Source organism: Bradyrhizobium monzae (genome assembly GCF_021458635.1).
Classification (GTDB): domain Bacteria; phylum Pseudomonadota; class Alphaproteobacteria; order Rhizobiales; family Xanthobacteraceae; genus Bradyrhizobium.
The window spans coordinates 612,535-623,539 of the sequence record NZ_JAIRDQ010000003.1 but is presented as its reverse complement, the minus strand read 5'-3'; the positions used below and the strand labels follow the sequence as shown (position 1 = coordinate 623,539).

At 59.6% G+C, this 11,005-nt stretch carries 11 protein-coding genes; 6 read left to right on the top strand and 5 right to left on the bottom strand.

What is annotated here, in order from left to right; translation table 11 throughout:
* Positions 1–275: 275 nt before the first annotated feature.
* A complete protein-coding gene (rfbB, locus tag K3F49_RS16435; protein WP_234681977.1) occupies positions 276–1,340 on the bottom strand; it encodes a dTDP-glucose 4,6-dehydratase in 1,065 nt (354 codons plus the stop codon).
* Between the two features lie 12 nt (positions 1,341–1,352).
* Positions 1,353–2,234, bottom strand: a complete 882-nt coding sequence (gene rfbA, locus K3F49_RS16430; protein ID WP_234681976.1) for a glucose-1-phosphate thymidylyltransferase RfbA — start codon at positions 2,232–2,234, stop codon at positions 1,353–1,355.
* A gap of 85 nt (positions 2,235–2,319) precedes the next feature.
* On the opposite strand from rfbA, the gene rfbC reads away from it, so the two are divergent.
* From rfbC to K3F49_RS16415, 3 genes are all read left to right on the top strand, one after another.
* Complete coding sequence (gene rfbC, locus K3F49_RS16425) at positions 2,320–2,874, top strand: dTDP-4-dehydrorhamnose 3,5-epimerase (protein WP_234681975.1); 555 nt, start codon at positions 2,320–2,322, stop codon at positions 2,872–2,874.
* A gap of 1 nt (position 2,875) precedes the next feature.
* Positions 2,876–3,772 carry a dTDP-4-dehydrorhamnose reductase gene (gene rfbD / locus K3F49_RS16420; protein ID WP_234681974.1) on the top strand — a complete coding sequence of 299 codons (897 nt, stop codon included), beginning with the start codon at positions 2,876–2,878 and terminating at the stop codon, positions 3,770–3,772.
* A gap of 108 nt (positions 3,773–3,880) precedes the next feature.
* Positions 3,881–4,303 (top strand): hypothetical protein, encoded by a 423-nt coding sequence (locus tag K3F49_RS16415; RefSeq protein ID WP_234681973.1) that lies wholly within the window; start codon positions 3,881–3,883, stop codon positions 4,301–4,303.
* A gap of 18 nt (positions 4,304–4,321) precedes the next feature.
* On the opposite strand, the gene K3F49_RS16410 is transcribed toward K3F49_RS16415, so the two are convergent.
* Both K3F49_RS16410 and K3F49_RS16405 read right to left on the bottom strand, forming a co-directional pair.
* Positions 4,322–5,056 carry a metallophosphoesterase family protein gene (locus K3F49_RS16410; RefSeq protein WP_234681972.1) on the bottom strand — a complete coding sequence of 245 codons (735 nt, stop codon included), beginning with the start codon at positions 5,054–5,056 and terminating at the stop codon, positions 4,322–4,324.
* A gap of 168 nt (positions 5,057–5,224) precedes the next feature.
* Positions 5,225–5,503, bottom strand: coding sequence for a hypothetical protein (locus tag K3F49_RS16405; RefSeq protein ID WP_234681971.1), 279 nt, complete (start codon positions 5,501–5,503; stop codon positions 5,225–5,227).
* Positions 5,504–5,849: 346 nt separating this feature from the next.
* Between K3F49_RS16405 and K3F49_RS16400 the strand changes: the two genes are divergently transcribed.
* Positions 5,850–7,274 carry an undecaprenyl-phosphate glucose phosphotransferase gene (locus K3F49_RS16400; RefSeq protein ID WP_234681970.1) on the top strand — a complete coding sequence of 475 codons (1,425 nt, stop codon included), beginning with the start codon at positions 5,850–5,852 and terminating at the stop codon, positions 7,272–7,274.
* Between the two features lie 381 nt (positions 7,275–7,655).
* Here the strand turns inward: K3F49_RS16400 and K3F49_RS16395 are convergent, their stop codons facing one another.
* Positions 7,656–9,023 carry a glycoside hydrolase family protein gene (locus K3F49_RS16395; protein WP_234681969.1) on the bottom strand — a complete coding sequence of 456 codons (1,368 nt, stop codon included), beginning with the start codon at positions 9,021–9,023 and terminating at the stop codon, positions 7,656–7,658.
* A gap of 33 nt (positions 9,024–9,056) precedes the next feature.
* Here K3F49_RS16395 and K3F49_RS16390 point away from each other — a divergent pair, with 33 nt between their 5' ends.
* Positions 9,057–10,268, top strand: a complete 1,212-nt coding sequence (locus tag K3F49_RS16390; protein ID WP_234681968.1) for a glycosyltransferase family 4 protein — start codon at positions 9,057–9,059, stop codon at positions 10,266–10,268.
* The gene (locus K3F49_RS16385; protein ID WP_234681967.1) at positions 10,265–11,002 is read left to right on the top strand and encodes a class I SAM-dependent methyltransferase; all 738 of its coding nucleotides are present in this window, start codon (positions 10,265–10,267) and stop codon (positions 11,000–11,002) included. The genes K3F49_RS16390 and K3F49_RS16385 overlap by 4 nt, the downstream gene beginning before the upstream one ends.
* Positions 11,003–11,005: the final 3 nt, after the last annotated feature.

Below are 11,005 nucleotides of genomic sequence, written 5' to 3'. Positions count from 1 at the left end.
CTTGGTCTGTCATGATGTCTCTGCTGACTTGAATAGACGGATCTTCGATCCAATAAATAGTAACCCTTCGTACGTCGATTCCTCAATGCGAGTCACGTCGCCCTCGTATTGCAGCAGCCGCTGTGACCTCGAAGTTATTCGATTGCAATCACGCCCAAGATCGTCGCCGCTCACGACAGGGGCATTGCGTCTGCTCGCCGGGTTTTGTCACGAGATCGTCGAATTTGCCGGTGCACGTCGACGTGGGCTGTCGAAAGCGAGGTCGATCCGGCCAGCTAGCCGAGGCCGATGCGCTTCTGCTGATAGCCGCGATCGAGAATGGTTTGCCACCAGATGCGGTTGTCGAAGAACCAGCGAACCGTCTTGGCAAGGCCGCTCTCGAAATTCTCGTCAGCGCGCCATCCGAGCTCGCGCTCGAGCTTCGAAGCATCGATCGCGTAGCGGCGGTCATGCCCCGGGCGGTCGGCGACGAACGAAATGAGGCCGCGGCGGGGGCCTGCCGTGCGTGGCGACATTTCGTCCAGCATGTCGCAAATGCCTTCCACGACGTGCAAATTGGTGCGTTCATTTCGGCCGCCGACATTGTACGTCTCACCGACCGCACCGCGCTCGAGCACGAGCGTGAGCGCCTTGGCGTGATCCTCGACATAGAGCCAGTCGCGAATGTTCTGTCCGTCGCCGTAAACCGGCAATTGCTCGCCGGCGAGCCCCTTGATGATGATGTGGGGAATAAGCTTCTCGGGAAAGTGATACGGCCCGTAATTGTTCGAACAGTTCGTCACCATCGTCGGAAGGTCGTAGGTCTCGCGCCAGGCGCGAACCAGATGATCGGAGGATGCCTTGCTCGCCGAATAGGGCGAGTTGGGCGAATAGGACGTGGTCTCGGTGAAGTAACCGTCCTTGCCGAGCGACCCGAATACCTCGTCGGTGGAAATGTGGAGAAAGCGGAATTGCGAGCGGCGGTCCGGGCTCAGCCCCCTCCAGTATCGCAGCGCCTCCTGCAGCAGCGTGAAGGTGCCGACGATGTTGGTCTGGATGAATTCGCCGGGGCCGTCGATCGAACGGTCGACATGGCTCTCGGCCGCCAGGTTCATCACTGCGACGGGCTGGTACTTCTCGAACAGCTTGCGAAGCGAGGTCGCCTCGCAAATGCATTGCTTCTCGAATGCATAACGCGGATTTGCCTCGGCGTCAGGGATCGACTCGAGGTTCGCCGCATAGGTCAGCTTGTCGATGTTGACGACGCGTGCGTGCGTGTCGCGGAGCAGATGACGGACGACTGCGGATCCAATGAAACCCGCGCCGCCCGTGACGAAAATCGTGGAGCCTTCGAAACGCATATGTGATCTGCCTCAGTCTTGAGCGGCGAAGGAACGGGCTACCGATTGCAGATACTCGCCATAGCTGCTTTTGGCGGTTTTTTCTGCAACCTTCTTGAAGGCTTCGAGCGAAATGTAACCGCGCCGCAAGGCGATTTCCTCGGGGCAGGCGATACGCAAGCCCTGGCGCTGTTCCAGGATCTGAACGAAGTGACTGGCTTCGACCAGCGAGGCGTGCGTGCCGGTGTCGAGCCAGGCAAACCCGCGCCCGAGCACTTCGACGAACAGGTCGCCGCGCGCGAGGTAGGCATTGTTCACGTCGGTGATCTCGATCTCGCCCCGTGCCGAAGGTTTGATCCCGGCAGCGATCTCGACCACGCTGTTGTCGTAGAAATAGAGGCCGGTGACGGCGACGTTCGACTTCGGCTGCTTGGGCTTCTCTTCGATCGAGCGCGCACGTCCGTCGCTATCGAGCTCGACCACGCCGTATTGCTCGGGTGAGTTGACGACATAGCCGAAGATCGTGGCGCCGCTCTTGCGAGTTGCCGCCCTGGCCAGCATCTCCGGAAGTCCGTGGCCGTAAAAGATATTGTCGCCGAGAACCAGCGCGACGGAATCCGATCCCACGAATTCGCGGCCGACGATGAAGGCGTCGGCAAGACCGCGCGGGGTGTCCTGCGTGGCGTAGGAGAAGTTGACGCCGATCTCCGATCCATCGCCGAGCAGGCGCTGGAACAGCGGCTTGTCCTGCGGCGTCGAGATGATGAGAATGTCGCGAATCCCAGCGAGCATCAGTGTCGACAGCGGATAGTAGATCATCGGTTTGTCGAAAACCGGAAGCAGCTGCTTCGACACCACTGTCGTGACGGGAAAAAGGCGCGAGCCTGTTCCGCCAGCGAGTATAATTCCCTTCATAGGTCCCTCTGGTTTACCAATTCGAAATTATCAGATAGTGTGCGCTGCACAAGATTGTTCTATGTGCGGAGCTCAAGTCGCTGGAATGAACGTTATCAAGACAGATCTGCCCGAGGTTTTGATCATCGAGCCGAAGCTATTCGGTGATCTACGCGGCTTTTTCTTGGAGACCTACCAATTCGAGCGGTACGCGCAGAGCGGGGTTGCGCAGCCGTTCGTTCAGGACAATCTGTCACGCTCGCGTCATGGAGTGTTGCGTGGCCTGCACCTACAAAATCCGGGCGCGCAGGGCAAGCTGGTCACGGCGCTCCGCGGCCGGGTTCTGGACGTTGCCGTCGACGTCCGCGTCGGTAGCCCAAATTTTGGGCGTCATGTTGCTGTCGAACTGAATGAGGAGAATCGGTGGCAATTGTGGGTTCCTCGCGGCTTCGCGCATGGCTTTGCAGTTCTCTCCGAGACCGCCGATTTTTTCTACAAGTGCGACTCGCTCTACAGCCCGAAGGATGAGATCTCGGTTCGATGGAACGACCCGGCGATCGGCATCGACTGGGGTCTCGCAGATCCCTCGCTGTCGCCCAAGGATGCCGACGCGTCCTTGCTCGCAGATGTGAAGAATCTCCCGCGTTACGGAGAGATCTGACATGAGGATCCTGCTGACGGGTTCTGCGGGGCAGGTGGGCGGAGCCTTGCTTCCGCTGCTTCGGGAACGAGCTGATATCGTTGCGCCGCTGCGGGAACAGTTCGACCTGTCGCGTCCGGACGAGCTTGCTGGCAGGCTGGATTCGATCAAGCCGGATCTGATCATCAATCCCGCCGCTTATACAGCTGTGGATCGTGCGGAAGACGAGCGAGAGCTCGCGTTTCGGATCAACGCGGAATCTCCCAAGGCAATCGCTCAGTGGGCAGCGCCCCGCGGCGTGCCGCTGGTGCACTTTTCGACGGACTATGTATTTGACGGCTCCAGTGATCGTCACTGGCGCGAGGACAGCACGCCGGGTCCTCTCTCGGTCTACGGCCAAAGCAAGCTGGCCGGCGATCAGGCCATCGCCGAGGCGGGTGCCCTGCATGTGATCGCGCGGACGTCCTGGGTTTACTCAGCAACCGGTGCGAGCTTCCTCAAGACGATCGTGCGGCTCGCCGGAGAGCGCGAGCAGTTGCGGATCGTTGCCGACCAGATCGGTGCTCCGACGGCAGCCAGTGCGATTTCGCAAGCGGTGGTTGCGATGCTGCCGCGGAGCGACGATGACCTTCGCAAGACGTTCGAGCAGCGAGGCGGCGTCGTCAATCTGGTCTGCGCCGGCGAGACCAGCTGGCACGGCTTTGCGACTGCGATCGTTGCCGGGTTGCAATCGAGGGGCGTCCAATTCGCGGTGAAGGAAATCGTTCCAATCCGTTCGGACGAATTTCCGGTCAAGGCGAAGCGGCCGTTCAATTCTCGCCTTGATCTTACGCGGCTGCGCGAGCAGTTCGGCATCACGCCGCCGAGCTGGCAGCAGGCGCTCGATCGCGAGCTGGATGCTTTCAAGGCGACGATTTGAAGCCGGTTCACGGGGCGGCATCGGAGCACAACGTTCCGCGGCCTTTAAACTTTGTTAACCATCCAGGGCCCATTTTCCGGTTTGGCGCCTCGAACCGAAAGTGCACGCATGTTTCAGCTCTTCTTGCGGGCCCGCACTCACAATTTCCTGAAAGACCGCTTCGGCGGAGAGCAGACGTTCCGTGCCCGCTCGCCCGAGCGCGACGCCGACACGGATCGCACACGCATCGAAGCAATCATGGTCGCGATCGAGGACGCGCTGCATGCGGCGGAGCGTGAGCAATCGGGTCTGAATCGCCGGGTGGAAGACGTGCTGGCGCGCGCGGCTGTGACCATTGGTAACGGCAATGACGAATATCTCGAGCGCGAGGCGCTCGACAATCACCACCAGGACCTGTTCGACAAGGAAATCCTGAACGGCCAGCGCAGGCTCAAGGAGCTCAGCGCCTCGATCGCCCATTTCAAATTCCTGAAGGCGGCGATGCTCAGCCGGTTCCCGGAATACCGGCCGCCGGCAAGCCAGACCAACTGACGCTCCGCGCTCGCGTCGCTAGATCGCGAGCATGCTGTTGCCCTGAATCGACAACAGGGTCAGGTTGCCGGTGGCATACGCTCCGGTATCGATATTGGCACGGTTCTCGAGTAGCTCGGCCTGGCGTACCGGCGTATGACCGTGCACGACGTATTTGCCGAAACGCTTCTTGCTCTGGAGAAATTCGTCCCTGATCCATAGCAGATCCTGCTCGCGCTGCTCGGACAGCGGGATTCCCGGACGGACGCCGGCATGCACGAAGAAAAAGTCGCCGCATGTGAAGGTCGGCCGCAACTGGCGCAGGAACGCGATGTGCTGTGGCGGCATCGTCGAAGTGAGCTCGCGCACGAGATCGGACTGTTCGTCCTTGCTGAGATCGGGCGTTGCCGAGATACCGTAGGACATCAGGGTCTGGAGGCCGCCGAACTGAAACCAGTCGCCGGTGCGCGAGGGATCATCCAGCACCGAGGTGAAATAGGCCTCGTGGTTGCCCTTGAGAAAGACCGTGTTGCGGCGGCGGCTGCGATCGATCAGGAGATCAAGAGTGTGACGCGAGTCCGGTCCGCGGTCGATATAGTCGCCGAGAAAGACCTCGATCGCGCGATACGGCCGGCTGTTCGCCATGTCCGCATCGATGACGGCGAACATCTGTTCGAGCAAATGCGCACAGCCGTGGATGTCGCTGAGTGCGTAGATCCGCACACCGTTCGGCAGCATCGGCCGTGGCGAGTTCTGAGTCGAGGTGGTGACCATGGGGCCCAACTCTTTCAGAGAGCTTCGTCCGAGATGTCAATACGCTATCGACGAATTCGGGTCAGCATGAGCAGCTTTTTTCGTCCACGCTATATGAACGCCGGTTCTTGCGGCTGTCCTATCACCCGTGCGATCTGACGAGGCGTCGATTTGCCGGGCTTGGTGCGCTCAGCCGAAGCTGCGGCTGTCGATCGACGGTGCGGCCGCGCTGCGATACGCTGCCGCACGCGAGCGGACCAGAAGCGCGCCGCCGAGATAGCCGAGCTGGAGCACGGCCGCAAAGACAACGATCATAACGACAATGTGAGCCGGGCCTTGTCCCTGCCAGGCAGAGACGGCGCCAATCATCGCTCCGCCCAGCACGATGGCCGGCGGCAGAATGAAAATCCGGAATCGGCCGCCAAGCAACGATCCGATCAGTAGACTGAAAATGGCGACGGTACTCACGGCACAACTCCCCAGAAACCGCCACGATTGTTAATGGCGCCGGCCTAAGGTCGGCTTAAGCAACAGGGTTGAACAACCGTTCAAATGCGCGCGCAATAATGTGTAAAATTAGAATGATTTGATGCGAAACTCGGCGCATTGCTCAGGCAAATGTCAGCCTTGTGACAACACTTTGAGCATGCACGTATGCAGGCGCCGCATCGCAGAAAATAGATTTGATTTTTTAGGTGCAGTGCCGCATTGTTGCTTTGTTTAGTTAAGACATTGCCGAAGGCGCACCGCAAATTTTAAGTCGACTGCTTGCAACTCGGCGGTTGCGAGTGCGTGACGAGGCAGCGAGGTTCGGATGGCTGTAGCAACTTATGGTTCGGAAAACTTTTATTCGGTTGTATCGAACCGTCGCGGTGCTCTCCAACGTCCCCTCCAGATCGCTCTGATCGCTGGTGACTTTCTTGCACTCCTGTTGAGCTATTTCGCTGCGAGCGGCCTTTATCGGCTGCTCGTTGCGGAGCAGGATTCGTCGGTAGGTGCAGGTCTGGTGGTTGCCGCCGTGTTCGTGACGATCTCATACTTCCAGGGCGTCTATGATCATCATCGTTTGCTCAACACGGTCTGGCAGCTTCGCAAGTCGCTGGCGATCTGGGCCATCTCGCTGACCATTCTCGCGGTCGAGGCGTTCCTGCTCAAATCGTCGGCGGATCTGTCGCGCGGAACCACGCTGCTGTTTGCTGCGACTGGTGGTGTCGCCCTCGGCGGGCTGCGGCTGCTGTGGCGCATCGCATTGAACTCGAGCTATGCCAGAGGCCGCCTGGTCGACCGCAAGGTCGTGCTGCTCAGCCTGAAGCCGCTCGATTTCACGTCGAGCCGTTTCAAGGATCTGCGCAAGCACGGCTTCAACGTCGTGCGTCATTTCGTTCTCGGGCCGTCCGAAGATGGTGAGGGGTGGGATCACGAGATTCGCGACGTTGTCCATCAGGCGCGCGCGGCCGATGTCGAGGAATATCTCCTGGTCATCGACTGGGACGAGATGCCTCTGCTCCAGAGGCTGAGCCAGCACCTGCGCGTGGTTCCTCAGCCGATTCGCCTGCTGCCGGACTTCCCGATCGCTGATCTCGTCTCGCGGCCGTTCCAGCCGGTCAGCGGCACAGTTGCCATCGAGATCCAGCGTGCGCCGCTCACCGTGTTCGAGCGGGCGCAGAAGCGCTGCCTGGACATCGGCCTTGCCTCGTTTGCCCTGCTGCTGCTGGCACCGCTGCTGATGACGGCGGCGATCATGATCAAGCTCGATTCACTGGGCCACGTGATCTTCAAGCAGTCCCGGCGCGGCTTCAACGGCAAGCCGTTCCAGATCTGGAAGTTCCGTTCCATGACGGTGGCAGAGAATGGCCACACCGTGACGCAGGCGACGAAGTCTGACGCCCGCGTTACCCGCGTCGGTCGTGTGCTGCGACGGACCAGCATCGACGAGTTGCCGCAGCTCTGGAACGTCCTGCGCGGTGAGATGTCGCTGGTCGGACCGCGGCCGCATGCGCTCGCGCATGACAATTATTATGACCAGCTCATCAGCAACTATGTGTATCGGCACCACATGAAGCCGGGCCTGACCGGTTGGGCGCAGGTCAACGGTTTCCGCGGCGAGACGCCGACCATCGACCTGATGGAGAAGCGGGTCGAGTACGATGTCTGGTACGTCAGCAATTGGAGCATCTGGCTGGACATCAGGATCATCCTGAAGACCGCTCTGGCCCTGATCCATCAGGAAGCTTACTGACGGCGCGGTGCGGGCTGGCGAGACGGGGCTGAAAGATTGATTCTGCCTGCGCCTCCCCCCCAATCAACGAAGTTTGAGCTATTGAGTCTTGGAGCGACCCTGTTGAAGTAGGCTGAGCGCGCCAAGCATCTTCGAATCGAATCATTCCACGAAGGTTATGTCTGCGGACCATTATTTCGGCCCCAGGTGATCCGACAGCATGTTGGGTTGACGCGTTAAGCGTGCTCAAAGGCCTTGTGAGGGCCTTGCCCATACGTGGCCTATTCCCGCGAACCGTTGCCAATGCTCTCCATCAAGTCCGGAAGGGCCTCTCGGGCTGCTCTGCACCTGCCCGGGGCCCGAGGACTGTGTTTGGGGTGGGAACCCGTTAGCTCTCGGGTATTAGCGAGCGATTGCTGCCTTCAATTCGATTGGGGCTGTCGTCGGCAAGGTGATCACGACAGGCGTTGCCCCGATCTTTATCGTCTTCGATGTAGCCTTCTGCTGGCACAACGGAGCGAATTCCGGTTCCATTCCGTCAGGGAATTCCAGGGTCGCTGAGACCGTCTCGTGCGAAGTCCAGGCAATCAGCCGCTTACCCGCAGAGGTCGTTGCCTCGATGACGGACAATTCAGGGAAAGGTCGTTCAAGTCTCATTGCGCCCGCGCTCTTGATGATACCGATCGCCTCGCGGGTAAAGCATGCAGCCGGCTTCGGCGAGAAGGCATAGTCGTACAGGCCAAAGTTGTCCTCCAGGGCGGCCGGATCAGGGCCCTGATCCTTCATTTCGTAGATCCATGCTCCCTTCAACCAGGGTGTGGCCGCCATCCAGAGCAGGAATTGCGCGATATTGTTCGCTGCTGTCTGCGTAGAGATCGGGCAAGTCTTCGAAGTCGTCGGCCAACCAACTTCCGTAACGTAGATCGGGATGTTCGATCCGGAGGAATCCAGCAACTGGCGCAAGGTGCTGATCTGCCGGATCGCAGCCTCTGCGCTTCGGTTGGAAACCTCGCGCTCGCAGTGATTGTAGAGGTGGACGGACAGGCCGCTTGCACCTTCCAGCGCGCCGGAACGCAAGAGGGCCATGGTCCACTTCCAATCGGGATCCATCCCGACGGCCCCGACCAATACCTGCGCTTTCGGGGCCACGCTGCGTATCTTCGCAAGCGCCTCCTTCGCGAGGGCGGAATAATGGCTCGCCGCGCGTGGATCGCTCGGATCGCCTTCGCCGACCAGGAACGGGCGTCCCAGCACGGCGTTCATGTTCCATTCGTTCCAGATCTCGTAGATTGGGTTTCGCTTGGCGGTCGTTTGGACTGCCTTCGCCGCAAATTCGGCAAAGCTCTTTCGGCCGACATCGGTCAGCGGAGGTTGGCCGTCGGGAACGAGAGGATTGGGATGACCCAGAATGAGCAGGGGCCTCGCCTGGGTCTGGTCCAGGAAATCGAACAATTTGACGGGTTCGCGGGCTTGAATTGTTGTGTCGCCAATTCCGGGTCCAGCTCGAAACAGGCTCCACGCCAAATCGTCCCTGACTGAATCGAATGCATCGGAGCGCAATATCAGCGCGGACTTTTGCGGGGAATAGCCATATTCTCCACCTATCCCGAAGTGCACGCCGACGCCGATGATCGGCCGTTCGGCTCGTTCGGCCAACGGCTGCTTGCCAATCGAGATGGATGTCGCTTGATTGGCAGCGTAGATTTTGCCGAAGAGCAAACCTGCTGCGATGATTGCAATCACCAACCCCGTTTTCGCCGCTCTGGCCATCTTCGCCTCTATTGTGTCAGGTAACGAACGTACATGCGAATTCTGATCGTCTCGGCCTTCTTTCCGCCCTTCGTTCAAGGCGGAGCTGAAATTTCTGCGAGCAATCTGGCGGCGTGGCTTCAGGCGAACGGTCACGAGGTCGCCGTCCTCACCACATCACCGGCTCCCGCGGACGAGGTGAGGGGGGCGATCGTTGACGGTCTCAAAGTCTGGCGCATTCACATGCCTCGGCCGTACACGGTGTTTGTAGCCGCTCAAAAATCCGGTTTACAGAAATCCATTTGGCATCTTCAAGACCATTTTGATCCTCGCAACGATCGGATCATGCGTCAGGTCCTCGACGAATTTGCCCCGGACCTGGTCAACATCCACGTCCTGCAAGGCATCGGCTGGAATACCCTTCGCGCGATCGGCGGCAGGAAAATACCCGTCGTCTTCACGGTTCACGACCTTAGCCTCGCTTGCGTGAGGATGGCGATGTTCAAGTCCGGCCGGGAGTGCGATCGCCTATGCGCCCCCTGTGCGTTTTCGTCGAGAGCGAAACTCGCTTTTCTCCGCTCCGTTCCACGGTTGGGATTCATCTCGCCTTCGCTTGCGATTCTTCGCCGGCTGTCGGCGTTTCAACCGATCCAGGCCTGGGCCCAGGCCCATATCCTGAATCCCAATAAATCGCCGAATTCGACCGTCGCGAAGAATGCATCGAGGGTCGTTCGCTTCCTATATGTCGGACGTCTACATGAATCGAAAGGGCTGTATGTCCTGCTGCAGGCCCTCGAGCCATTGTCGGAGCGCTACGAGTTTACGCTGACGCTGGTGGGCACCGGCCCCAGCGAAGATGATCTCAAGCGGCGCTATGGTCATCATCGCTGGATCGGGTTCGCCGGCCATGTCTCAGGCCAGGAAGTCGCCAATCGCATGGCCCAAAGCGACCTCCTTCTCGTGCCGTCCATTTGGTTCGAAAACTCCCCTGGCGTGATCATCGAAGCGCTGGGGCATGGCCTCCCTGTCATGGGAAGCAATGCCGGCGGAATACCGGAACTCGTGATGCACGAGAAAAATGGTGTCCTTGTGGAGGCGGGCGATGTAAGAGCCTGGAGTACGGCGATCGAGGGCATACTCGATCAACCGGAGCGTCTCGAGGCGTACAAGGACAGCGCCGACGCGGCAATGCAAGAGTTCAATCAGGACACTTTGGGGCGGCGAGTCGTTGCCTTCTACGAATGCGTGAGGGCGCAACCGGCATGAATTCTTCCTCGATGGAGCGGCCGGCGCCCGACGCAACGAGCCGGTACAGGCAGGACGACTACGCCGTCGACAATCCGAATTGGCACGAGGAAGATGCTCCGTGGAAGGCGGCGCATATCCGGACGATTCTCGATCGCAACGGCATCCAATGGAAAACATTGGCTGACATCGGCTGCGGGACGGGTGCGATCGTAGGGATACTCTCCAAGCAATATGCGCAATCGAGATTGGAGGGCTTTGAAGTCTCTCCCTATGCTCATGAATTGTCCCTCAAACGAGCGTCGGACAATCTGAGCTTCAGCATGCAGAATGCTTTTCAGGCCGGAAAGCAATTCGATCTGACGATGGCGATCGACGTGGTGGAGCACGTCGAGAACCCGTTCGAATTCTTACGGGCGATGGGGAATATGTCTCGTTGGCAGGTCATCCATGTCCCGCTCGACATGAGCGCGCTTGCGGTCGGGCGCGGTTGGGTGCTTCCCGAAGCCCGTCGCACGCTGGGGCATATCCATTATTTCTCGCGGGCCAGCGCGCTGTCCATGATCGAGGAATCGGGCCTGGAGACAATCGACTGCTTCTATACGGCTTGGGCGATCGATCAGTCTTACAAGACCTGGAAGAAGCGGCTGGCCGCATGGCCCCGACGCTTGGCGTTTCTCGCTGCCCCCGATGCGACGGTCCGGCTTGTCGGCGGATGGTCTCTCATGGTTCTCAGCCGTTCGAAGCTGCCGTAGACC